39 protein-coding genes and 3 pseudogenes are annotated in these 22,083 nt (G+C 40.0%); 2 read left to right on the top strand and 40 right to left on the bottom strand.

Annotated elements, in window-relative coordinates; all coding sequences use genetic code 11:
- Window positions 1-220: 220 nt before the first annotated feature.
- Entirely contained in the window at window positions 221-1,666 is a 1,446-nt protein-coding gene (locus tag DMI82_RS12575) for an aminoacyl-histidine dipeptidase (protein WP_110103519.1), read from the bottom strand.
- An 82-nt stretch (window positions 1,667-1,748) separates the two neighbouring features.
- Here DMI82_RS12575 and DMI82_RS12570 point away from each other — a divergent pair, with 82 nt between their 5' ends.
- Window positions 1,749-2,684 carry a sporulation integral membrane protein YlbJ gene (locus DMI82_RS12570; protein WP_021651491.1) on the top strand — a complete coding sequence of 312 codons (936 nt, stop codon included), beginning with the start codon at window positions 1,749-1,751 and terminating at the stop codon, window positions 2,682-2,684.
- On the opposite strand, the gene DMI82_RS12565 is transcribed toward DMI82_RS12570, so the two are convergent.
- The 5 genes and pseudogenes from DMI82_RS12565 to DMI82_RS12545 all read right to left on the bottom strand — a co-directional run.
- Window positions 2,661-3,299, bottom strand: coding sequence for a hypothetical protein (locus tag DMI82_RS12565; RefSeq protein ID WP_015524911.1), 639 nt, complete (start codon window positions 3,297-3,299; stop codon window positions 2,661-2,663). The genes DMI82_RS12570 and DMI82_RS12565 overlap by 24 nt on opposite strands.
- Before the next feature lie 12 nt (window positions 3,300-3,311).
- Window positions 3,312-3,806 (bottom strand): pantetheine-phosphate adenylyltransferase, encoded by a 495-nt coding sequence (gene coaD / locus DMI82_RS12560; RefSeq protein ID WP_015524910.1) that lies wholly within the window; start codon window positions 3,804-3,806, stop codon window positions 3,312-3,314.
- Window positions 3,807-3,821: 15 nt separating this feature from the next.
- The gene (gene rsmD, locus DMI82_RS12555; RefSeq protein ID WP_015524909.1) at window positions 3,822-4,370 is read right to left on the bottom strand and encodes a 16S rRNA (guanine(966)-N(2))-methyltransferase RsmD; all 549 of its coding nucleotides are present in this window, start codon (window positions 4,368-4,370) and stop codon (window positions 3,822-3,824) included.
- The gene (locus tag DMI82_RS12550; RefSeq protein ID WP_015524908.1) at window positions 4,367-4,762 is read right to left on the bottom strand and encodes a methylglyoxal synthase; all 396 of its coding nucleotides are present in this window, start codon (window positions 4,760-4,762) and stop codon (window positions 4,367-4,369) included. Before DMI82_RS12550 ends, rsmD begins: the two co-directional genes overlap by 4 nt.
- Window positions 4,763-4,937: 175 nt before the next feature.
- Window positions 4,938-5,564 (bottom strand): annotated as a pseudogene (locus tag DMI82_RS12545) (DNA/RNA non-specific endonuclease); the annotation flags it as partial.
- A 475-nt stretch (window positions 5,565-6,039) separates the two neighbouring features.
- Here DMI82_RS12545 and DMI82_RS20700 point away from each other — a divergent pair.
- Window positions 6,040-6,225: pseudogene (locus DMI82_RS20700) on the top strand (small, acid-soluble spore protein, alpha/beta type); the annotation flags it as partial.
- 488 nt (window positions 6,226-6,713) lie between these two features.
- Here DMI82_RS20700 and DMI82_RS20335 read toward each other — a convergent pair.
- The 34 genes and pseudogenes from DMI82_RS20335 to DMI82_RS12395 form a co-directional block, all read right to left on the bottom strand.
- Window positions 6,714-7,829, bottom strand: a pseudogene (locus DMI82_RS20335) (recombinase family protein); the annotation flags it as partial.
- Window positions 7,830-8,137: 308 nt separating this feature from the next.
- Complete coding sequence (locus DMI82_RS12535; protein WP_110103517.1) at window positions 8,138-8,353, bottom strand: hypothetical protein; 216 nt, start codon at window positions 8,351-8,353, stop codon at window positions 8,138-8,140.
- Entirely contained in the window at window positions 8,346-8,876 is a 531-nt protein-coding gene (locus tag DMI82_RS12530; RefSeq protein ID WP_110103516.1) for a hypothetical protein, read from the bottom strand. Before DMI82_RS12530 ends, DMI82_RS12535 begins: the two co-directional genes overlap by 8 nt.
- Entirely contained in the window at window positions 8,873-9,646 is a 774-nt protein-coding gene (locus tag DMI82_RS12525) for an ATP-binding protein (protein ID WP_158526474.1), read from the bottom strand. Before DMI82_RS12525 ends, DMI82_RS12530 begins: the two co-directional genes overlap by 4 nt.
- Entirely contained in the window at window positions 9,612-10,514 is a 903-nt protein-coding gene (locus DMI82_RS12520) for a phage replisome organizer N-terminal domain-containing protein (protein WP_158526473.1), read from the bottom strand. Before DMI82_RS12520 ends, DMI82_RS12525 begins: the two co-directional genes overlap by 35 nt.
- On the bottom strand, window positions 10,507-10,665 hold the full coding sequence (locus DMI82_RS20805) for an HNH endonuclease (RefSeq protein WP_442857650.1): 159 nt from the start codon (window positions 10,663-10,665) through the stop codon (window positions 10,507-10,509). The genes DMI82_RS12520 and DMI82_RS20805 overlap by 8 nt, the downstream gene beginning before the upstream one ends.
- Window positions 10,666-10,780: 115 nt before the next feature.
- Window positions 10,781-11,008: a hypothetical protein gene (locus DMI82_RS12510; protein WP_110103512.1), complete on the bottom strand. Its 228-nt coding sequence runs from the start codon at window positions 11,006-11,008 to the stop codon at window positions 10,781-10,783.
- A 4-nt stretch (window positions 11,009-11,012) separates the two neighbouring features.
- The gene (locus DMI82_RS12505; protein ID WP_110103511.1) at window positions 11,013-11,393 is read right to left on the bottom strand and encodes a hypothetical protein; all 381 of its coding nucleotides are present in this window, start codon (window positions 11,391-11,393) and stop codon (window positions 11,013-11,015) included.
- Window positions 11,394-11,560: 167 nt separating this feature from the next.
- Window positions 11,561-11,842, bottom strand: coding sequence for a hypothetical protein (locus DMI82_RS12500; protein WP_110103510.1), 282 nt, complete (start codon window positions 11,840-11,842; stop codon window positions 11,561-11,563).
- Complete coding sequence (locus DMI82_RS12495) at window positions 11,832-12,269, bottom strand: hypothetical protein (RefSeq protein WP_110103509.1); 438 nt, start codon at window positions 12,267-12,269, stop codon at window positions 11,832-11,834. Before DMI82_RS12495 ends, DMI82_RS12500 begins: the two co-directional genes overlap by 11 nt.
- 14 nt (window positions 12,270-12,283) lie before the next feature.
- The gene (locus tag DMI82_RS12490) at window positions 12,284-12,718 is read right to left on the bottom strand and encodes an XF1762 family protein (RefSeq protein WP_110103508.1); all 435 of its coding nucleotides are present in this window, start codon (window positions 12,716-12,718) and stop codon (window positions 12,284-12,286) included.
- Window positions 12,719-13,099: a hypothetical protein gene (locus DMI82_RS12485; protein WP_110103507.1), complete on the bottom strand. Its 381-nt coding sequence runs from the start codon at window positions 13,097-13,099 to the stop codon at window positions 12,719-12,721. It abuts the gene before it with no gap.
- A complete protein-coding gene (locus DMI82_RS12480) occupies window positions 13,092-13,376 on the bottom strand; it encodes a hypothetical protein (protein WP_110103506.1) in 285 nt (94 codons plus the stop codon). The genes DMI82_RS12485 and DMI82_RS12480 overlap by 8 nt, the downstream gene beginning before the upstream one ends.
- A 3-nt stretch (window positions 13,377-13,379) precedes the next feature.
- Complete coding sequence (locus DMI82_RS12475) at window positions 13,380-13,691, bottom strand: hypothetical protein (protein ID WP_110103505.1); 312 nt, start codon at window positions 13,689-13,691, stop codon at window positions 13,380-13,382.
- Between the two features lie 112 nt (window positions 13,692-13,803).
- Window positions 13,804-13,977: a hypothetical protein gene (locus tag DMI82_RS20100; protein WP_199579971.1), complete on the bottom strand. Its 174-nt coding sequence runs from the start codon at window positions 13,975-13,977 to the stop codon at window positions 13,804-13,806.
- A gap of 2 nt (window positions 13,978-13,979) precedes the next feature.
- Window positions 13,980-14,315: a DUF551 domain-containing protein gene (locus DMI82_RS12470; protein ID WP_110103504.1), complete on the bottom strand. Its 336-nt coding sequence runs from the start codon at window positions 14,313-14,315 to the stop codon at window positions 13,980-13,982.
- 64 nt (window positions 14,316-14,379) lie between these two features.
- Complete coding sequence (locus DMI82_RS19830) at window positions 14,380-14,553, bottom strand: hypothetical protein (protein ID WP_158526472.1); 174 nt, start codon at window positions 14,551-14,553, stop codon at window positions 14,380-14,382.
- Between the two features lie 12 nt (window positions 14,554-14,565).
- The gene (locus tag DMI82_RS12465; protein ID WP_110103503.1) at window positions 14,566-15,129 is read right to left on the bottom strand and encodes a hypothetical protein; all 564 of its coding nucleotides are present in this window, start codon (window positions 15,127-15,129) and stop codon (window positions 14,566-14,568) included.
- Window positions 15,122-15,304 (bottom strand): Lar family restriction alleviation protein, encoded by a 183-nt coding sequence (locus tag DMI82_RS12460; RefSeq protein WP_158526471.1) that lies wholly within the window; start codon window positions 15,302-15,304, stop codon window positions 15,122-15,124. The genes DMI82_RS12465 and DMI82_RS12460 overlap by 8 nt, the downstream gene beginning before the upstream one ends.
- A gap of 61 nt (window positions 15,305-15,365) precedes the next feature.
- Window positions 15,366-15,653: a site-specific DNA-methyltransferase gene (locus DMI82_RS20330; RefSeq protein WP_242981837.1), complete on the bottom strand. Its 288-nt coding sequence runs from the start codon at window positions 15,651-15,653 to the stop codon at window positions 15,366-15,368.
- A gap of 39 nt (window positions 15,654-15,692) precedes the next feature.
- A complete protein-coding gene (locus DMI82_RS20325; protein WP_242981836.1) occupies window positions 15,693-16,199 on the bottom strand; it encodes a hypothetical protein in 507 nt (168 codons plus the stop codon).
- 92 nt (window positions 16,200-16,291) lie between these two features.
- Window positions 16,292-16,543 carry a hypothetical protein gene (locus DMI82_RS12450; RefSeq protein ID WP_110103501.1) on the bottom strand — a complete coding sequence of 84 codons (252 nt, stop codon included), beginning with the start codon at window positions 16,541-16,543 and terminating at the stop codon, window positions 16,292-16,294.
- A gap of 8 nt (window positions 16,544-16,551) precedes the next feature.
- Window positions 16,552-16,914, bottom strand: coding sequence for a hypothetical protein (locus DMI82_RS12445; protein ID WP_110103500.1), 363 nt, complete (start codon window positions 16,912-16,914; stop codon window positions 16,552-16,554).
- Window positions 16,914-17,174, bottom strand: coding sequence for a hypothetical protein (locus DMI82_RS12440; RefSeq protein ID WP_110103499.1), 261 nt, complete (start codon window positions 17,172-17,174; stop codon window positions 16,914-16,916). Before DMI82_RS12440 ends, DMI82_RS12445 begins: the two co-directional genes overlap by 1 nt.
- Window positions 17,171-17,392, bottom strand: a complete 222-nt coding sequence (locus tag DMI82_RS12435; RefSeq protein ID WP_158526470.1) for a winged helix-turn-helix transcriptional regulator — start codon at window positions 17,390-17,392, stop codon at window positions 17,171-17,173. The genes DMI82_RS12440 and DMI82_RS12435 overlap by 4 nt, the downstream gene beginning before the upstream one ends.
- Before the next feature lie 29 nt (window positions 17,393-17,421).
- Entirely contained in the window at window positions 17,422-18,003 is a 582-nt protein-coding gene (locus tag DMI82_RS12430) for a GIY-YIG nuclease family protein (RefSeq protein WP_110103497.1), read from the bottom strand.
- Window positions 18,004-18,009: 6 nt separating this feature from the next.
- Complete coding sequence (locus tag DMI82_RS12425; RefSeq protein WP_110103496.1) at window positions 18,010-18,426, bottom strand: hypothetical protein; 417 nt, start codon at window positions 18,424-18,426, stop codon at window positions 18,010-18,012.
- 11 nt (window positions 18,427-18,437) lie between these two features.
- The gene (locus DMI82_RS12420) at window positions 18,438-18,854 is read right to left on the bottom strand and encodes a single-stranded DNA-binding protein (RefSeq protein ID WP_110103495.1); all 417 of its coding nucleotides are present in this window, start codon (window positions 18,852-18,854) and stop codon (window positions 18,438-18,440) included.
- A gap of 1 nt (window position 18,855) precedes the next feature.
- Window positions 18,856-19,206, bottom strand: coding sequence for a hypothetical protein (locus tag DMI82_RS12415; RefSeq protein ID WP_110103494.1), 351 nt, complete (start codon window positions 19,204-19,206; stop codon window positions 18,856-18,858).
- Window positions 19,207-19,210: 4 nt separating this feature from the next.
- Window positions 19,211-19,597, bottom strand: coding sequence for a hypothetical protein (locus DMI82_RS12410; RefSeq protein ID WP_110103493.1), 387 nt, complete (start codon window positions 19,595-19,597; stop codon window positions 19,211-19,213).
- 115 nt (window positions 19,598-19,712) lie between these two features.
- On the bottom strand, window positions 19,713-20,261 hold the full coding sequence (locus DMI82_RS12405) for a hypothetical protein (RefSeq protein ID WP_110103492.1): 549 nt from the start codon (window positions 20,259-20,261) through the stop codon (window positions 19,713-19,715).
- Window positions 20,262-20,291: 30 nt separating this feature from the next.
- Entirely contained in the window at window positions 20,292-20,462 is a 171-nt protein-coding gene (locus tag DMI82_RS19825) for an MBL fold metallo-hydrolase (RefSeq protein ID WP_158526469.1), read from the bottom strand.
- 50 nt (window positions 20,463-20,512) lie between these two features.
- Window positions 20,513-20,902, bottom strand: a complete 390-nt coding sequence (locus DMI82_RS12400) for a hypothetical protein (protein WP_110103491.1) — start codon at window positions 20,900-20,902, stop codon at window positions 20,513-20,515.
- Complete coding sequence (locus tag DMI82_RS12395) at window positions 20,899-21,918, bottom strand: reverse transcriptase domain-containing protein (protein ID WP_110103548.1); 1,020 nt, start codon at window positions 21,916-21,918, stop codon at window positions 20,899-20,901. The genes DMI82_RS12400 and DMI82_RS12395 overlap by 4 nt, the downstream gene beginning before the upstream one ends.
- Between the last annotated feature and the right edge of the window lie 165 nt (window positions 21,919-22,083).

The raw sequence follows: 22,083 nt of genomic DNA, 5'->3' as shown, positions 1-22,083 counted from the left end.
CATTTTTTATTATAACATATGTTTTGAAAAAAAAGGGATTGTTTATCAATTTTTTATTAAAAAAATATAGAATTATTTTCCTTTTTGTGTGATGCATTCACAAATCTATATATATGTATAATTCTGTATTTTATGAATATTTTTTTATCAGGGCATAAAAATACCCTGGAGAAACCTTACGTCTCTCCAGGGTAAAAGTTCGAACATACTCCGAACAGGATCAGTCTTTCAGATTTTTGAGAACCTGTACAAGATAGTTCCATACTCTTTCTGTGGAAGCAATGCTGAGAACCTCCTCGGATGTATGGATATCCTTCATATCCGGTCCAAGGGATACACAGTCCAGTCCTTCCATTTTTTTATAGAAAAGCCCGCATTCGAGGCCTGCGTGGATCGCTACGACTTCAGGCTTATGTCCGTACATTTCCTCAAAAACTGCAACCATTTTATCTCGTAATGGAGATTCCTTTCTGTACTCCCATGCCGGGTATGCACCCTGTACTTCATAGTCACCACCAAGAAATTCTGTGAGATATTCAATCTTATCAGATAATGCACTGCATGCAGCGTCTACAGAGCTTCTTACACTGGAACTTGCAAAAAGCTCGTCCCTATCCAGACGGAGGATACCGATATTGCTGGAGGTTTCCACCAGGCCTTTGATGGTTCCGCTCATTTTCTGGATTCCGAATGGTACATTCTGCAGATAAAATACGATCTTTTCCTGACTTGTAGGATGAAGAACCTCTGCTGTTGCAGTACCCTTTTCTGTTATTTCAAAAGTAATGTTTTCGTCAGAACCAGTATATTCTTCACGGAGCTGCTCCTGGAGCTCTTTTGCGTAAGCTTTTACCTCAGCAACGGAATCCGTAAGAAATTCTGCGATGCACTCTCTTGTAATGGCATTGTCTTTCTGTCCGCCTGTAAGAGAAATAAGGGCATATTCCGCTTTTTTCTTAAGTCCGTAAAGAAACCGTCCCATAAGTTTATTGGCATTCGCTCTGTTCTTGTCAATCTCGGCACCGGAATGTCCGCCCATAAGTCCACAGACTTTGACCTGTACCTTTTCTCCTTCTCCTTCTACGCGCTGGACAGGGATATGGCTGATACCGGAAAGACCGCCGGCACAGCTGATCCAGAGACTTCCCTCCGCTTCAGAATCCAGATTGATAAATCTTCTTCCCTTCAGCACGCTGCAGTCCAGACCGACTGCACCAAGAAGACCAATCTCCTCATCAACAGTGAGCAGTACTTCAAGAGGAGGGTGTGGAATATCTGTACTGTCAAGAAGGGCAAGGCCATAAGCAACTGCAATACCATCATCACCGCCAAGAGTTGTTCCGTTGGCTGTGATATAACCATCTTTTACAGAGATGTTCAAACCATCTTTTGTAAAATCATGATCTACATCCGGTCGTTTTTCACATACCATGTCCATGTGGCCCTGGATGATCACTGTGGGAGAATTCTCATATCCTGGTGTGCCTGGCTTGTAGATCACTACATTATTCAGCTCATCCTGTACATATCTGAATCCATGATCCTTCGCGAATTCCACAAGGAAATCACTGATCTGTTTTGTATTTCTGGAACCATGAGGAATCTTGCAGATTTCTTCAAAATAATGAAAAACTCTCTTTGGTTCACAATTTTCTAATACTGGCATAAATTCTGCCTCCTTCTGCTTCATAAATTCATTTGTCTTTTATAATAATCATATACTGTAAAAAAAGCAAGGACCTGTTTTTATGAAACGAAAAATAATCATATTTTTCTATATCTGCCTGTTGTTTTTTCTGCTTTTTCACCCAAAAGAAGCTCTTACCGGAGTAAAAAATGGACTTGGATTGTGGTTGAATATCATGATTCCCACTCTGCTGCCATTTCTGATCCTGACAGGAGCATTATTAAAAACTGGAAATATCCGGAAGCTTCTGAAACCATCTGCTTTCTTCTGGAAAACGTTTTTCGGGCTTTCACCTGCTGGAGCCTATGTTCTGATCCTGGGTCTGTTATGCGGATATCCTATGGGAGCCAAACTGGCACATGATTTGTACATAGACCAGCAGATTTCCCGCAGAGAAGGGGAATATCTTCTTACGTTTAGCTGTAATGCAAGTCCCGCATTTATCATTTCCTATCTTTCCGGGATACTCTTGAAAAATAAGATATCAGCAGTACAGATGATCCTCACTTTTCTGGCGGCAGATCTCTTTTGTATGCTGTTTTTTCGTTTCGTTGTATATCGCGGGCATACCGTGGACTCTGTCTGCGTAAACAAGATAAAAAAAGAGACATACCAACAGGACTCCATAGGAGTCATCCTGGATGTCTCGATCATGGACGGATTTGAAACCATCACACGTCTCGGGGGCTATATTCTCCTCTTCTCACTGATACTCGCCAGTATCAGCTTTTACTGGCCATTTCATGCACAAAGCTGTATGCTGTTCACAGCACCACTGGAACTAACTACCGGGCTGAAACAGATTGCCGGCGCACCACTGCCATGGAAAAGCAGATACCTTGCTTCTATGCTCCTGACTTCTTTTGGTGGCTTTTGCGTCATGGCTCAGACAAAAAGCGTATTGGAAAACAGTTTGTCACTGATCCCCTACGCTATTTCAAAATGTCTGAACGCCAGTGCGATATTCCTGATCCTAGTTTTCTCCGATATCGTCTAACAGATCTTCGTCTTCTTTTGTTATAGAAGAACTGTCATCATCCTGGAAGGTATTGGAAATTGCCGCTGCCTGAGCAGTCTGTGGTGCAAGCTCCTGACGATTATGATTAACAACCTCAAGGCAGCTCTGCAGAGCATCAATAAATGCTTTGTATTTACCACCGGCATCTTCAAGTGTCTGATTCAGGACAGAACCGATATTAGCCATCATATCATCTGTGTATGTGATCGCACTGAGACGAATGCTGTTTGCATCCTGTGTTGCAGAATCAAGAATCTCCTGAGCCTGCTTGTTTGCAGCATTTATGGTCTCATTTGCCTGTGCATATGCTTTCTGCATGATCTCATGCTGTGTAACAAGTTCCTGAGCTTTGGCCTGAGCATCTGCGATCAGACTGTCAGCTTTAGCCTGAGCATCCTCAAGGATCGCATCCTTATTGCTGATGATCTTCTGATAACGTTTGATCTCATCCGGAGTTTTCAGACGAAGTTCACGTAAATACTCCTCAATCTCTTCTTTGTTCACTACGATCTTGGTAGTGGAAAGAGGCTGGAATTTACAGCTGTCCACATACTCTTCAATCTCCTGAATAATCTGTTCAATTCTGCTGCTCATAATACACTCTCCTTATTTCTCTGTTTCTCTTTTTTTCAATTTCTCTTCGACTGCATCCGTAATCTCACGTGGAGCGAATTTGCTCAGATCTCCTCCGAAATTAGCAACTTCTTTCATGATCGTGGAGCTTAAGTATGCATATTCCAGACTGGTTGTAAGAAAAACGGTGTCCACATCCGGTGCCAGAACACGATTAGTCTGGGCCATCTGCAGTTCATATTCAAAATCCGTGACAGCACGAAGCCCTCGAACAATCACCTGGGCATGGTTTTCCCTGGCAAAGTTCACTGACAGGCCCTCGAATGCTTTCACCTCCACATTCGGGATATCTTTTGTCGCCTTTGTTAGTATCTTAACACGTTCTTCTACAGAAAACAACGGACTTTTTGCAGAATTATGCAAAACTCCCACTATAACCCGGTCAAATGAAATGCTTGCCCGCTTAATGATGTCAAGATGGCCATAGGTTGCCGGGTCAAAGCTTCCCGGGTATACTGCTGTTATCATATGTCTGTCTCTCTTTCATTTTTTTAGGAAAACATGCTTGTTGGTTTTATATTCCTTGGAACGTACCAGATGATATCCAAGGTCCTCTACATAAGAAAAATCCGTATGTAGATCTTCCTCCACAACGATCAGCGTGTTTTCATCTGCAAGAGTGCTGTCAGCCAGATACTCAAGGACTGGTTGTTCCAGATGCTGTTCGTATGGTGCATCCATAAAAATACAGTCAAATGGTTCTCCGCCTTCCAGTGAACGCAGTGCCTGAAGCACATCCATGTTCAGCAGTTTACCACCATCCGTGAGTTTTGTAAATGAAAGATTTTCGCGGATGCAAGTGCATGCTTTGGGATTTTTTTCCACAAATACGGCATACTCGGCTCCACGGCTCAGAGCTTCAATACCGATCGCTCCGCTTCCGGAAAACAGATCCAGAAACCGACAACCAGGTATTTCAGGCTGGAGAATGTTAAAAAGAGTTTCCTTAATACGGTCTGTTGTTGGTCGTGTCTCATTTCCGGGAATGGTTTTTAAGTTTAATCTACGTGCTTTTCCTGCTATGACTCTCATTTCAGATTTAATCTCCAATCCAGATCACCGCGGGCCAGTCCAAGGATCAGAAGTTCCGCAGTGGCAATATTTGTAGCAACCGGAATGTTGTACTGGTCGCAGCGTTTGACAATGCTCATGATATCCGGCTCTACCGGGTCCATCATGACAGGGTTATAAAACAGGATCACCATATCCAGATCCTGACGCTCTACCATCTCCATAAACTGCTTGTCTCCGCCTATACTTCCGGCAAGAAACTTGTGAACGTGAAGACTGGTTGCTTCCTCAATTCTTCTTCCTGTTGTTCCGGTTGCATATACTTCATGTTTGGCAAGGATATTCTTGTATGCAATACAGAAGTCTTCAATCAGAACTTTCTTACTGTTATGCGCAATAATTCCTAAATTCATAATTCACCTCTCCATTCTGCCCTTGGGTTACATCCCTTTTTCCCCTTTATATAGGTAAAATCATATAACTCTGTAACTGATTCTAGCATAACGCCCAAAAAAGTGCAATTTAATTCATGTAAATTCATGAAAAATTAATATTTTCCCCGGCGTTACTCCATATACTCTATTCTTCCCAGCTGTTTCCTGTAGTATAATCAATTTCAATTCCCGGCTGTATGTTATAAACAAAAACATGGAAAGATATCTTCTGGTCTTTAACGGATTCGGCTTCCATTTCCACACCCCGGGCTACCAGTTCATCTCCCTTAAAAAACGGAGTTACACGATACATGCAGGGATTTCCTGTACTGTGCACGTAATCTGCAACCTCATTTTCAAAAGGAAGCATTCCCGTCACATTGAGATATCTGGTTCCTGTGATAAGATTTTTCCTGTTTGCATTCTCTCCAGTCAGCTGATATCCGATAAGATGGCAGCGATTATACAGATACCTGCCATCTACATTTTCATATTTTACAGTATGCCATCCTGTAGGCTTCACCATTCCGATCGCTCCTCGCTCTTCATCAGGCATCAGCTCCGGTGTGACCTTGGATTCTGCATAACCACAGCGTCCCAGGGAATCCAGTTCACTATAAAATTCGTATGCAGGTCCTGCGCTTTTTTCATCAGAAAAAGAGGGTATATTTCCATTGATCTCCACATATGGACTGCCGCTGTATTCCGGAATCTGATCCAGAGAAACAGATTCTGTCTGCCCTCCTGTCTTCGTCTGAGATTGTTTCAGTAATCCTGTCACTGCATCGGAAGCGGATTCCGAAACATCTTCCCAGAGGATCTGCGCATTTTCTTCTATATATGTAAGAAATACCTGTCCGAAGATCCGGCTTTGATCTTTTACCTCTTTCAGGCTCCGCGGCGGCATCCAGCCATTACATACTGCAAGGATGACACATAGGATAATGGCTGTGAGTATTTTTCGCCTGGGCTGTTTTTTTCGTTTATATTTTCGCTTGTATGTAGGATAACGCTTCTTTTTCACGGGCTCCCCTTACTTTTTTGTCTGACAGATATTATATGTGATGCGGAGATTATTATAACCGCAATTCTAGTCAAAAAGCAACCATACATTCGCTTTTTTACTGCGGTATAATTTATGAACGGAAATATTTTTATATGTTAAATTTCCTTTAACTGCCAGTGTATTATTTTATGGTTTTCACATACTAGCAATGTAACAGTAAACCAAATAACAACCAAGGAGGAAATGAATTATGCCAAGTAACACTTCTTCTAACAAAGCAGTTGTACCGGAAGCAAAGGGCGCACTTGACCGTTTCAAATATGAGGTAGCAAACGAGCTGGGTGTTCCGCTTACAGACGGATACAACGGAAACCTGACTTCCAAACAGAACGGATCCGTAGGTGGATATATGGTCAAAAAAAAGTATTCAGAACAGCTCTGTTTACCCCGCTCGATTATTGACTTTTTTTTTACATCTCCGGTCTTTAAAAAGAACAAAATTTCGCACTCCTGCGGGCGCTTTGGGTTTATTACTATTTTGTCCAGAAATTCTCCCAAAACCGTTTTGGTAATATCTTCTGGGCCAACTCCTTGCAAATCATTTAATATCTTTCCGATTTCTTTTAATTTCAAATGGGAATCTTTATTGACTTCTTCTTTCGATTCCAGTTCGGAAAGTTTATTGCTTATGTCTTGGATTTCATTCTTGAATTTTTCATTTTTTTCAAGATATTCAGAGTTCGTTATAATTCCATCCAGATTAAGGTCGAGAAGTTTGTCTTTCTTTTTCTCTAGCTGAAGAATCATATTTTTAAGCCGGTTTATCTCAGCCCTATCGTTGCTGAAGTCTATGTTCTTTTCGACCAAACTTATATATTTTTCAATAGCTGCTTGGATATCACCAGATTTGTTGATAAGGTCCGCAAGCATTGCCCTTAATTCTTTCTCACGTATACCGAAAGAGTTACAGCTTTGCGCTCCGTTTTTTATGCGATAGCTGCATACCCATCTTGCATCTTCACGCCCTCTTATAGTGTGCTGCTTCATCCAGTACGGTGCTCCATCATTACCGCAAAAGATATATCCGGTAAACAAATTGTTCTGTTTGAAAGACGTTCTGTGGGATTTGATTGCATCGCTCCGTGTTTGCATAATGACATTTGCCTTATTCCATACAGATTCATCTACAATCTGTGGAACATGGTTCCCGTCATCTTTATACATTGTCCATTCGTCCTCTGGCAAAAACTCTTGCTTTTTAGTGAACATATCGACAACTTTTACTTTACCGCCGCAATAATAGCCTTTATATTTCGGATTCTTGATTATCTTTTTGATATTATCTCGGCTGAGTTTTCCGCCTTTGTAATTTCGATATCCTTTTTTGTACAGGTATTTCTCAATAGTGGACGTAGACCATTCTCCGGTAGAATACTTTTCAAATATTTCTTTTATCATCGGAGCTGTTTTGGGATCAACTGTAAGCTTTCCGTCTTTCTTGATGTAACCGTATATTCGTGATCCGAGGACTACACCATTTTTTATTGACTGTGCATGTCCGAATTTTATTCGATTGGAGAGTTTTCTTGATTCATCTTGGGCAATTCCGGACATTATGGTAAGTCTTAATTCACTATCTTCGTCAATCGTATTAATGTTGTCATTTTGAAACCATACGCATACGCCATACATTAGTAATTCCCTTGTGTATCTTATACTGTCTAACGTATTCCTTGCAAATCTGGTAATTTCTTTCGTTGCAATCATATCAATTTTCCCGGCTTTGGCATCTGCCATCATGCGTTGAAATTCGTCCCTTTTCTCTGTTCGTATTCCCGATATTCCATTGTCAATGTACGCACCAACAAATACCCAGTTTTTATTTTGAGCAATGAAGTTTCTGTAATATTCATCCTGGTGGTGTATAGAAACTTGCTGGTCTTCTGATTCTGTGCTTACCCTTGCATAAAAAGCCACTTTTAATTTCAAATCAAAAATGCTGCAAGTTTTCAGTATTTCTCTAGTACGATAAACGTTCATGCCCCGTTCTCCCTTCTAGTCGGAAGAGCAGAGATAAGATTATTATACCTTCAATCTCATCTCCGCTCAATAGTTTGGTTTAATTTTCGGAAAGAATCTCAATATCAATTTTTTCTTTCATTTCTCTGCTGATCAGTCCCTGAAGGTATATGTGTTCGTTCAACGCCAGTAATAACGCTTTGTTCATGTCGCACTCCTTTCTTTGACGAAAAGGTTCAAAATCCTTTTAAAACATTTTAGGCATATATTTCTATGTGAACTTATATAAAATGGATTCTAGCGTTTTTTAGTCAATCAATTACTTTAATTTACAACAAATCAAATATATCCATTTGCCCTTTGATTTCATCTTCCTTTTCATCTGTGAAAAATTTGCAAGCAATGTAATTTGGTTTCCAATCCACATCTCCATTGTAGTTCAGACACCTCGGATGTTTTCCAGGACGGTACCGTAAACATTCATCGCATCTGTGATACGGATTTGTTCCGCCGGAATCTTTGTACATTGCGCTTATCTTAATCATATGGGTCACCCTCTTCAAACAAACTGTGCTTTCTCAAAATTTCCACTTCGTGTTCGCACAACTTTATCTGGCATTCATTGTACAACTGCCGTGCAAGAGTGCCGATAGTCGGTTTTCCTTCATTTGCCTGATGCACATATTTGTTACTCTTTTCCACTACGTTCATCAGCTGATCCGGTTCAAAGTCGTATGCTCTATGCAGTGCCAAAAGTAATGTCACGCTGTTCTCAACATTCGCCCAGTCCTGTCCGTCCGTAAATCCTTGTTCGAAACCGGCGTTGTAGCTTTTCTCTCTTTCTTCTTCCCTTGCGTTTTCTACAACTTTGTTCAAAACGCTCACGGTTCTATTGATCCCGTCTTCCTTGCCTTTCTGGTACGCTTTTTCAATCTCTTCATTTCTGGCTGCCAAAACTTTTTCTCTGGACTCGTCAAACATCCGCTGCATTCTTTCAATCTTCACAGCCGAACAGGGAACAACCGTCGGTTTCCCTGTGAATTTTCTTTTTAATGCTGTACTATTCATTTTCCCTCTCCCATGATACCTGCTATCATTTGTTGTTTCATTGTTTCCGCTATGTGCTCCCGAACAGATTCTTCCGGAAATGGTATCTCAAGTGACCGCTCCAGAATCCGATTGGCAATACGCTCATCATAATTTAGTCGAGAAATACAGTAATTACTTGTGAAAATCGTGATTTTTCGGCTTGTATAGCGTCCGTCGATAATTTCATAGTATTTTTCATTTACCCAGTCTTTTTCAATTTCTGTGCCGAAATCATCAATGATGAGAATATCTGCTCTGGACAGTTCATCAATCAACTGTTCTTCCGTTTTGCCCGGGCTGTACCTTTTTCCCCATGTGGACTTAATCTCGTCAAGAATCCTCATAGACGTTGAAAACTTTACCTGTTTCTGATGTTTTTCAATCAGTTCATTCGCCAGGCTGCATACCATTCGGGTTTTTCCAGAACCTTTCGTGCTAGAGTAAAAATACAGCCCAATTCCCTGCTTTTGCATATCGCCGATATTTTCTATCCAGTATCGAATAGCTTTTGCAGCTTGCTTTATTGTTTCCTTGCTCTCCGGCAGCTGATATACTGCCGACCTGAAATTATTAAACATTGCGCCCTTGTAGATATCTGGAATCTCTGCAAACTTAAGCTGATTTCTATGAATCATTTTTTGGCGAATACCACAGGAACACTCCTGACAGTACGGAACTCCGTATTGATCACGGCTCCATACCCATCCGGAATCATCACATAAACGGCAATGTGTCTGATCCTCCATCATCACTGAGTGTTCCGAATGGGATAAGTGGTTCGACTTTTCTCTGAGTTTTTGCACCAGATCCATGTTTCCTGTCCCCATTGTAGTTGCCCTCCAAAACCTTTAAGAAATTATTTGGTTTTACAAACCAGTCAAAAGTAATCATCCATCCATTTTTGTTTTCGCCTCTCAGAAAATCGCTGTGGCGAATGTTGTCCATAGCCTTTAAGAGATCGTCCATGCCATACTCTCTTATTCGTCCTTTGAGCATCTGGCATCTTTTTGATGCTGGTTTGATATCCCTGATAGGAGCAATGCCAACATCCTGTAATTTGTTCCATTCCTCGATAACACGTCGGACATCCGTCTGACGAATAGTATCTTTAGATACTATTAAATTATTATCTTTTTCTTTATCTCTATCTAATTCTTCTTTCTTATTCTTTATCTTATTCTGTTGCGTGACGTCACGTGAACTGTCACGTGACATATCTTGTTCAATTGCAAGTTTCTGCCGTTCTCTCTGTTTCTGTTTCCTAATTCTATTCTGTTCTCTGATCTTGTCCATACCTTCGATATTCTGATGTTCTTCCCATCCTGGAATTGCAAGCATATTTCCATCTCTGGTAATCATTCCAAAATTTTCCAAAGCAGTCAATGCAAGTTGTATTACACTTTCGTCAAAGCCAAGTTCATCTGCCAGCAGTTTTTCATTATATGGAATGTTTTCTGTCAGAAAGATAAGCCCATTAGCATTGCATCTTCCGGCCATTGTCAGAAGCATAACCCAAATAAGAACTATGTTGTTTCCTTCTGGAAGTTTTCTGATATGACCAATTTTAACATTATTAAACATCTCTGTTTCAATTTTGATCCAGCTTACTTTAGCCATTAATATAATTTCCACCTCCATGCACCATCTTATGGCATCTCTTGCATAAGCAAATTCCGTTGTTTACATCATGAGCAATATTTTCATTATCATAGCAGTCTCTGAATCTTATTTTATGGTGAGCTATGTTTGATTTTGGTCTTCCACACATCTGGCAAATATATTTATCACGTTCTAAGACTTTTTTTCGCCATTCTCTATATTCTTTCGTATGTCTTTCTCTTTCTCGTTCTCCATATCCTGTGGTTTCTTTAAACAGAGGCAATTTATATATACCATTTGTCGTTTTTTTTCAAATACCCATTTTCAATCAACTCAAATATATCCTTTTCAGTTATACTTATAATTTGAAAAATCCGTTTCCAATTTCTTAAATATCCGTCATTGTCTGATCGCATACACAAATGAAAATATGCACATTGCGCACTGGCTGACATACTTAAGAATGCGTCACTGTCAACAATTTTCATCGTAAACATTCGTTTCTGTGCCATTTATCTATTCCTCTTCTCTCCAACCTAATTTCTGCCCGCACCTGTTACAATAATTATTCATACCAATATACGCATGATATACCATACTGGAATGAAACATATCTTCTGGGTTATCACTGTTACATTTAGAATCTACATCATCGTCCGAAAAATCAATGATATGCAATCCGCACGGCGGGCATATGCAGGCGTACAAGTTTACATCACGATGACAGTCAAACCCAACATCTTCGTATAAAACTTTCTTCGGGATCTGTTTCTTCAATGCCTTAACCGCCAGTTCCAATGCTTTCTGATATTCCACAAGGTCAGGCATATATGGCCAGTCTTGTTTGATTAAGTCAATGCGTTTCTGCAAGATTTCGATTGTTTCTTCTGACTTCATGTTAATCCTCCACTCCAAACATTTTTCTTAAACTATGCTGATAATTTTTCACTGTTCGTTCAAGAGTACTATAAGCCGGTCTCAGCGTGCATCTTTCTTTGTGCCCATCACATTTAGTCCCGAATAGGATAACGTTTCTGCATATACCGTCTTGACTAGCACGACATTTATTCATTTTCCGTCTCCTCCAGTTTCTGCAAATCTTCTACTTCTTCATCTGTTGCTTCTCCGTCAATGGTTTCTGTGTAATATTTCCATCCTGCCTGATAGCCGTACATGGTGAATTTCTTGCCGCATTTATCACAAGTGTAGGTTTCATTTTCTTCTGTGTAACAATCAACCGATTCCCCTCCAATGTACGTATCTTCGTATGAAGGTTCGTATTCTTTGCCGCAATAAGGGCAGATTATATTTTCATCGTCTTCATAATTCCAATAACTATTGTTCATTCTTCTTCATCTCCTCCAACTTATTCTCGGCTTCTTCACGGGTGAGAAAAATAGATTTTCCTATAGAATTCTTCATAATTGAAGTAAACTTAATTTCTTTTACATAATATTTCTTCTTTTCATATTCGCATTGAACATATTCTTCACATTTCCATTTTTGAGTAGCTTCACAATGTTCATAATCATAAATACAATCAAGAAATGATCCTACTACATACACATTAGTTCCTGTCGCAACTGGCAACCTCACGAACAAGCCCTGTTCTTCTAAATCTTCATAAGTAGCAAGCTTTTCAATTGCAGGATATAAATATTCTCCGCTTAATACTTTAACAAGAGGTGTTTTATTCTCAGATTCAAATACCTTTATCCCTGCAATCCCTTTCTTTTCATCATTTGGAATGTATCTTTCTGTTAATCTCTCCATCTACTTCACCTCGCTTACAGTTCTCTACTCCATCTTATTTTTCTTTCTTTAGGCACTCCGTTATCCCGTTTTCTGCTTCCTGTCCAAATTTCTCCGCCTGCTACTCCATCATTTTTAAAATTACTCGCTTTAAGGCTTGTCCCAGGTTCAGATTCCAAAGTGTATGTTATTATTTTTTTATATCCCATTGCTTTTCCCACTCTACAACAAGCACCATATAACATACTGCAAGCATTTTTCGTTCTATCTGTACATACTCGATTGATTTCACATGTCAAACCATTATCCAGATATCTACTAACAGGTCTTCCACACACGGCAGAGCCTATTAGCTTTTCGCCATTATATAAACCGATGCAAAATTTACATCCTACCGTAGCTTTATGGTGTCTGTGATTACGATTTATAAAATCGCTTGCTTCTCTAAATGTAATCGGTCTTATTTCCATCTACTTCACCTCTTTCATCTGGCTTTCTACAGTATCTGCAAGTAGCTTCAAAGACTTAATAAATGAGTCCGTCAATGCTGTTCTGTCTGGGTATTTAGTGAATGTTCTGACAAGGCTTATAGCATCTTTGAGTTCCTTCTCATTTTCAGTTACGTCTGATGCTTCTAGCAATTCATATCCCGGTGCAAGACTGGAATTTCTTGTTAGTTCTTTATTGCTATAGAACTTTAATATATCCGGGATCTGCTGCTCTTCAAAAGGATATGGATACACTTCTTTTCCACCGTACCATCTATATCCTTGTTTCTTTGCTGCTTTCAGAATATTTTCATACTCTTCATGTGTTCTGACTAATACGCATTTATTTGCCAGATCAATCATCTACTCCACTACCTTTCACAATTTCAATTGCTTTATCAATTGTATTTGCAATATTTTTGTAAGCACAATCTTTGTCTGCATCGCCTGTATTTGCAATTGTTAGGAAGTATCTCACCTTTAAATCTTTTAATTGCTCCACAACCTTGTCCACATTAAAAGCTGTAAACTGCCTGTTGACACAATCAATAAACTCTTTCTGGTCAGAACTAATGCTATTTCCAATATCCCATATTTTAATATATTCAATTAAGTCGTCCGCATCAATTAGTCTACTCATATTTTATTCCTCCCACACTCCCAATAACCGCATTCTCTCATACAGTACAGCGACGGTCTTGCGTCTGTATCCGTAGAAGTCTTTCGGATTCATTGGGATATATCTTTCTTTGCTGATTTTCCTGTAGCTTTTCCGGTGTAGGATATTTTCAATAACCATATCCGCTATCACCGTGTTTTCCGGGCAAGCTGACAAGGCGGCACCGGAAAGCAGGTATCCGTACTCTGCCGGGAAGTCTTTCAGCATCGTATTCAGTTTTTCAATGTCTTCTGCCGGAATACCGTAGTCTTTCAGCTTTTTATTCCTTGTCAGCATACTGTTGCTCCTTTCTAATCGTCCGGGTGGTGTTTGTCGTACATGATTGCCACGCACACAAGACCAGTTACTCCGACTATGATTCCAAGGGTGAATCCTAATATGAATGTGATCATGATTTTTCCTCCTCACGCATTATTTCCTTTACACATTCTCTACAGTAACAACCTTCAAGTCCTTCTATTCTGTATAGGAAACACATCCATTCTCTGTTCCAGATTCCCTTGTCATTGCATCTCTTACAGGTTCCTTGCCCCTTACCTTGGCATTGTGTTATTTTTACCATGTTCAGCCCTCCTTATACGGTGCTGGAAGTGGTTGCCATGCTGTGACTTTCCAATATGACCTAGCACCAGTTAGCTCCCAGCGTTTCAACTTGCTTTGAAATTTCGCATAGGTTGAACGATATATTCTTCCGTCCATGCAAGTCACTTGATACGTGCCGCTTGCTTCCGGCAATCTCTCGCCGGCCGAAATCCAACCATTTTCTTTCTCGTCCTGTTCAAGATCATTCAGAAGCTGCTCAATCATATCTTGAATAACTTTGACATACAGCCCAGCGTATTTGTAGCAGTCCGAATATTTATCCTTGTACTGCTTTAATCTATCTTTGATATGACTCATTCTTCCACCTCACTATCTGCTGGTATCTGATAATCAATATGTCCATTTACATAGGCTCCCTGAATCATATCCAGTACTTTGATTGCTTTTTCCTTCGATGAATAAGCCCCAAGCGCATAGCTGCATAGCTATCTTTCCAATACATGGTTGCATGTCCCTTACCGTCGCTTAAAACCTCTATAGCAATCGGGCCTTCCATATTAGCTAAAATTTCCTTGTCCTGACTTCTGATTAACATTTTGTGTCCTCCTTATTCAATGAAACTTGTTCCGCACTGGCAATGGTAACTAATATGTCCGTTATACTTACTTACATTTGCTATTACCTTTCTACCGCACGAAAAACAAGTTACCTCTTTTGTCAGTGGTTTTGCATATTCTTTCACTTTTTCGTCTTGAATGAATCTCTGACCGCACCAGTGGCACTGCTTAGTGCTATATGGCATCTCTCCGCAAATAGGACATTCCGGAATCATTCCGTAACCATCATTTACGATAGGGAGTTTGATCGGCTCTCGCTTCGAATAGATGTTCCAGAGTTCTTTTCTGCGGTTTTCTTCGTCCTGCGCTATTAACGCCTTGTACTTCTCTTCCTCTTCTTTATCCCAGTAAATGATACAGGCTTTGTCTTCTGGTGAAATTTCTTTGATGTACGGCTGTGTTGTACAATGATAGCCTGTTTCACCCTTTCTTCCTCTTGGCTGGCATCTCATACAGCCACCGCATTTTTTATCCAACAATTCCTCTGGATAAATGCTTGTGCTAGAACGTCTTTCTCTTGCTGGCATTCCGTCACTGAATTTGATTTCACTCATTATTTACCCTCCTGTTCCACTGTGCTACAGCTTCTTCCTCTGTTTTTCTCCAACGTTCCACCATTCCATCGCATTCTGTACAAGCTACAAGATATTCTTTTCTTGAATCGTTATATTCATTAATCAGCATTTCTGCTTTTCCTGCGCAAAACGGACACGGTTTTAATTTATCCATTTTCATCCTCACTTTCCCCATGTAAGCAACTGACACGTTATTGTGCAGTCCTCCATGATTTCTAAATAAAATCTTTGATATTCATTTGCGGGTTTCTTTCTAAAACAATCATTTCATCTTTAGCTCTCTGATAGAAATTTCTATCAATCTCAAATCCATATGCGTTTCTGCCAAGTTCCATGGCTGCTCTCAATGTGCTTCCACTTCCACAGCATGGGTCAATCACTACATCGCCGGGATCGGTAAATATTTCAATTAATCTTTTCAGAACTACTACTGGTTTTTGTGCGGGATGAATTTTAGGAATATCCTTTCCGTCTTTTTCCCACTGAAACCAGTTAAAAACCATCTTTCCAGTACCGCGAATAGTCTTTCCGTTTTCATCCGTCTACGCTCCATTTCTGAACTTTGGAAGCTTATTTCGATAAAACACAAGTGCGTATTCGGTAGCCCCTACCACACGCATGTTAGCTTTTAGTACCTGCGGGCTGTAATTTTTAATGAACACAAGCGGTATGTAGTGGATGAATCCATGTTTCGCAGCCGCATTGATCAGAATTTGAATTTGTTCAAACGAACAAAATACGATCATACATGGTGCGTCTGAACTTCTTCCTCTTACCCCTTCCTTTTTAGGCTCTTTCCTCAACATCTTTGAACAAAAATGAAAATATTCATACAAATTAAAGTTGAAATCAGAGTTGAAAGCTGCTTTTCCAGCTAATTTACTTTCGCCGTTCTTATTATCTCCGCCCGTGTACCACATTGGATTACTGCCATAAAAATTGTTTCCAACATTGTAAGGTACATCCGCAATTACAAGTTGTGCTCTTGGAATTGCATATTTTTTATAATTCTGCATAGAATCACGATATATTTCACATTTTAAATTCATTTTTTTCTAAGAAGCCCGGTATACCCTTGCCCCGGCCGGAGGCTGGCTCCTTTCTGTATTATTTGTTATTATTTAGCTCTGCATTGGTATTCCTACTCGATTTCATTCAACATCATTCTTAATTTTCCGTAACATGGACAAATCCTTGTGTTATCGAAAATATCTCGCAGCAACACACAATGCGGATAAATCGCATCGACCTCGTAAATGTGTTCCACTTTTTCATCTCCGCGTTCTGTGTACTTGATACGGTTTCCTTTGCGGATCCCGTACCTTTCTGCCAGATACACCCTCAATTCTTGAATCGTTATGGCATTATTCCTCATCTGAACATCTACTCTCATTTCTTCTCCTAAAAACCGATTTTATCTTCACTATCGAGGATTTCTACATCCTCATCGTCAAAATCGAAATCTGGTGTTTCTTCTACATCAGTTACTTTCCATTTCGACATGTTCTTTCCTCGCTTAATTAGTTCTGCCCTCTGTTCTTCTGTCAGTTTTCTCGGGGCTCGTAAATTTGGGACGTATTTCCTCGGAACATGAGCGAAAATCGAGCCATCTTTGTTAATTGCGATGACCTTCACATCTTCCGGGTTTTCTTCTTTCAGTTTAAGTGTTCGATTCTTTAAAGTACTTCCGTTGTACGCCGATACCTCAGCATAATCACTTCCACGTATCCATGCGATACTACATTCGTTACAATTCTCTGCCATTATTTTCCCTCCACTTTTAATATTTTTCTCAACTTCGATGTGAGTAAGTCAAACTGTGCAAGCATGTCTTTGTCCTTGTGTTTTCTAACAGTGATATCGTCTTCCGAATCATCCAAGTAATATTCACCATTGATAGGCTCTCTGCAGTCTATTTTTGATTTGAAGCCCCACCCGGAAAGATTGAACATCTCAACGGCTTCTTTCCGGGTAAGCGTATCTACGAACGTCCCATCTAAGGTGTACAGATCGTAAAGCTTCATCTTTCGTTCTTTCTTATCAGCCGGTATTTTCTGTGAGAATTGCTCCCCGAAAATTCAATCAGTCCATCATCCGCAAACTGGCGTAAATGTCTCTGAACTGCACTGGGGCTTAAGTCCAATTCCTCAGCTATCGTTTTGATCTGTGGCATTTTGCCTTTGCGTTTTTCGTATTTTACGATGAAATAATAAATATCTTTACGATTCTGTTTGTATTCCATGTGCTTTCTGCTCTTTATTTCACGTATAGTCATTTCTCATAGTTCCTTTCATCAAGCATTTCTTTGAATTTTTCGAAAGCTTTGATTGAAGTTTTGTTGTTCTGCTTTTCTGGCTTCAGAGTGATTTGCAAATGAGTATCAATGATGTGCGATAAATCACGGGCCAGTGTTTTCTTGCCTTGTTGGATACCATCACGATATCCTTTTGCCGGTCGGTAATCAGCAATCTTTTCTTTACCTTCATCCTGTCCACCACCAGTCTTGTTTTTCACAATCCATCCGGCATCAATGGCTTTCTGGATGTATTCTCGTTCTTTTTCATCAAGCTGCGATACCGGACAGTGAAAGAAGTCAATCTTGTAGCCGTTCTTATTCTCTTCCGAATACAGCCCATGTGCTTTCATGGAACGATCAATATGTTGCTCGTATCCTGACATGTGTTGTGCCAGTCTGGTAAGAAGTTTTACTGACTGCCCGATATATCCATGGGTTTCGGTACGCCAGAGTATATATATTCCGGTTTCTTCATCCAGTTTCGGATTTACTTTCAGAAGTTTCTTCTTGTTGCTAGCTTCAATGGCTTTCGCCTGTCTGAATTTCTTGTAATCCAACTGAAATTACATCCTTTCAATCTGGTCTACGATTTCCTTGCATCCGTCCTGTACATCTTTTAATGACTGGAATTTGTGCTCTTCATTTGTACTTTCCCACAGATCTTTCATTATCGAAAAGCTCATTTTGAAGTCTGGATCATCTCCGAAATACTTCTTTGCAGTTTCAATGTCGTATCCGTCGACGAAATGTGCACAATCAAATCCAATCCACCATGTGTCCTCGTCATCACAGCAATGCAGTTTAGATTCAGAATAAGTAATTCCGCCATGGCAGCTAATTGAATCTAAATCAGCCCCATGCTTGGCTAACTTATGTGCTTTTGGGATTCCAACATATCCACACCGGTACGCTCCGGGCATGAATAAGACTACGCATGGATGCCCTTTGTAATTGAATCTTTTTTCTAAAATCGGTTTCATATAATCACTCCTTAGCTAAACGGTAAATCCGGATCGTAAGCCGGTTCAACAAATGTGTCACTTGCAGGTGCTGACGGTGGAACTGCGCCGGTGCTTTCAGGCTGGTTGCTTCTACCCTTGCTTTCCACAAACTCATGTGTTTCTACCAGACAGTCATTCATGTAAATCTTCTTTCCATCAGTGTCCGTATAGTTTCCGGTCTGCCAGCTGCCGATGACTGCAATTTTCATTCCCTTATGCAGGTATTTTTCAGCAAACTCTCCATTTTTACCAAGTGCAACGCAATTTATGAAATCTGCTTTCCGCTCATTATCTTTACGATACTGTCTTTCTACTGCAAGAGTGTATCTGGCAATGATTATGTTATTGGTTCCGGTACGTATGTCCGGGTCTTTCACTAATCGACCGATCAAAATTACTTTGTTCATGTTAGTTCTCCTTATAAGCTTCCGGCATCGGCATCCACGCCGAAACCGTATATTTTATCTCTCTTCCGACTCCAACATCTGCCCATTCGCCGTTTCCAATATATCTCAGAGATGTTGGCCATTCAGCACCCTTGATTGTTACCGTGTACTGCGGAAGTTCCTCGATATCAACATCTTCGTCTGGCTCCGGTGGTAACATTAATTCTGTCGGAATCCATTCAATCACCGGATTATAGGATGTGAAACATTCCTTTGCCTTTTCCAGTGCATCATTCCATCCTCTGTCGTACAGACTGGATGCTGGAGATATTTCCTTTTTGATTTTGTCCAGAGCATTAATTAAAATCTGCATCCTGTCACTCCTTTTTATCCTCGTAAAAACTCAAGTAATCAAACCACTGGTCTTTGATAAAATGCCCGATGATTTTTACTGAACTTCCCCACCCCTTTGTTGCGACCCGAACATGCTTTCCTTTTAAATCCACAAGATCTTCAACGCCAACTACATCCATAATTCGCATGATTGCTTCCATTCCAGAAGCAGAACCTTTAAATTCTTTGGCTCCCAAATATCCATGTCCAAGAACATAGCCGCCGTAAACGACTCCCCATCCGCCACCGTTCAGCGTAAGGTCAAGTGAAAGCACTCCGTGATCTCTGAAATTTAATGATACATTTGTAATTTCAGCGTTTTGAAGTTTATATCCATCCGCCAGTAAAAGTTCTTCTGTCCATTCTTTCAATTTTATTCCTCCTCGTAATCATTACAGTACAGTGATCCGTAATCCCAAGCTAATGTGCAGCAATTACGGAATCTGCATTTGCTACAATCTGTCATTTCCATATTCCCTTCTCCTTTCAAAATGGAAACAAGTTCAAATCAACTTCCAGTCCAGCTCGTCCAATCTGAACCAGAACATCATCCCCAGCAACTTCTTTGACTTCTTTAAGCATTTTTTCAGCATCCGAAGCATCACCGCTCAAATGTACCAGTGTTATCGTTTTGAGCGATTCTGTGAGATTTTCCTTAATGAATTGCTTACAAGTTGACAGAGAACAATGTCCTGTGATCTGGTGCTTCCACTTCGGGTTGTTTCTGTCTATCAGTTCCTCGCAGTAATTACAACCAATAACCAAGTGATTAAGTTCCATTGATTTGAATTTGTACCGGCAATGCTCAAAGTCTGTCAGGTAAAGAAGCTTTCCCATTTCCTCATGTTCCACTAGATACCCGAAGTTCGGGCACGGTTCTTCATTTGCAGATGTATGCGGCAGGCTGAACGGAACTGCGCTGAACGAGCCGATTTTGAAGTATTTCTTTTCAGCAACAGCTTTCATAGTTCCGTCCGTTATGCCTAAGTCACTGATTGTTTCTGCTCCGGTATAGACCGTGATTCCGGCATTCATGATTTCATGAACGGCTTCGGTGTGATCGCCTTAACCGTGTTCATGTGAAAGAAACACACCGGAAACGTTGCTTATCTGGTAGTCAATCCCTCTGAGGATTTTCTTATACTTGCATCCGCAGTCAAGAAGAACAATCTCGCCTGTGCTTGACTGCAAAGCGTAGCAGTTTCCTTTGGCACTTCCTGTTGAAATTACTCGCATGAACACTGGAATCACCTCCTTTTATTTCTATAAAATTAATACCTATTATTTTATAATCCCGATACATTTAAAGCTGCGGCAATTTCTTTGATGCTATCTCTTATTTTTCGCGGAAGAACGTAGTCTCCATTTTCATTTTTTAAATCCATTACATTCGGAAGATTTTCTCTAAGAAGTTTTAATTCGTATCTTCCCAAAAAAGTCGATTCCAATTTTGTTTTTCCTTCTTTTGGAAGAATGAATATTGGCTTGTTTGAAATATGTGCATACATAAGCATACTCATTGCCTCTTTCGCCTGTTCTTCTGTTGAGTAAACAGCCATAAGCATTCCTATTTCGCCATCCATCGACACGTATGCCCTTATGATGTTTTCAGTTCTGCTTAATGATGTTGTTTCGTATGGGATATCAATATCTCCCGTCTGACTAATTAATCTCATTTCATTCTCCTTTCAATTTCCAAATCCATACTGTGGCATAATTTAATACAGTTTCCATGAAGCATATGATTCCTACATGCTCCATATTTTTCGTTAAATTTTTTCACTGGCATCTTTTCTTCGTTTACTGCACGAACCCATCTACGAACCTTTTTCTGAGTATTTCTTTTTCTGTCACCACGTAATTTTCTGATATATTTTCCCTCATCAGTCACGTAATGGTGGAATCCAAGATAACACAGTCCCATTCGGAACGGTACAATTTGCGATTTTGGGTTCAATTCCAATCCGAGGCTTTTAACCATCATTTGAATTGCTTCAAGAATTTCTCTGGCGATGTCTTTTGTTTTGCACAACACATAAAAATCATCATTGTATCGTCCATAATATGGTTTTCCAAACTCAATCGTTATCATCTGATCCAACGAATGAAGTAGCAGTAATGCATATTTCTGGTTGACCTGGTTTCCTAATGGCAGTCCTGGATTGCTTGTACTATCAATAAATAAATGGTTCAGCCAGATTGTAAAATTATCATCAAAATAGTAGTCCAGTACATCTTTCATTATTTCATGGTCTATGCTGTAAAAGTATTTATGAATATCACATTTTACAATCCAGCCATTAATTCCATTCCTTTTGTAGAAATCAAGCATTTGTTCCTTTAATCCGTCCATCGCCATATGCTGTCCTTTTCCCCGCTGTCCAGCGGTATTCCATTTAATCAGAATTTTTTCAAGCTTCGGCGTCAGAATATAATCAGAAAAGCATCGCTGCACTACTTTATCCTTAAATGCACATGATTCTATTATCCGTTCTTTTGGCTCATGGATTTGAAATTTATTATATGGATTTATGGTATACGTTTGGCTTTCCAACTGTTCTTTTAGAAGGTGAATGCCTTCAAGAGATAAATTAGAAAACCTTGCAGTGCCTGAGTTAAATTTTTTACCGCTTTTAACCTTCTTGTAAGAACGATATAAATTCTCAAAATTTGCAACAATTTCTTTATCCATTGTTTTTGTTCCTTTATATTTATCCATTCCGGAAAGGTTATGCATTTACTTGTATCTTTACTGATTTCAGCTTTGCGCTTACTCTGTCTGCCTGTGATCCAGGTTGGGCGAACACCGACACTGTCGTTGTAGTAATCGCCGCCGATGCCGCCAGAAGGCGAAACA

The sequence above is a fragment of the Blautia sp. BCRC 81119 genome (genome assembly GCF_003184505.1).
Classification (GTDB): Bacteria; Bacillota; Clostridia; order Lachnospirales; family Lachnospiraceae; genus Blautia_A; species Blautia_A fusiformis.
The sequence above is the reverse complement of the archived record's forward strand: the minus strand, read 5'-3'. Positions and strand labels throughout refer to the sequence as shown.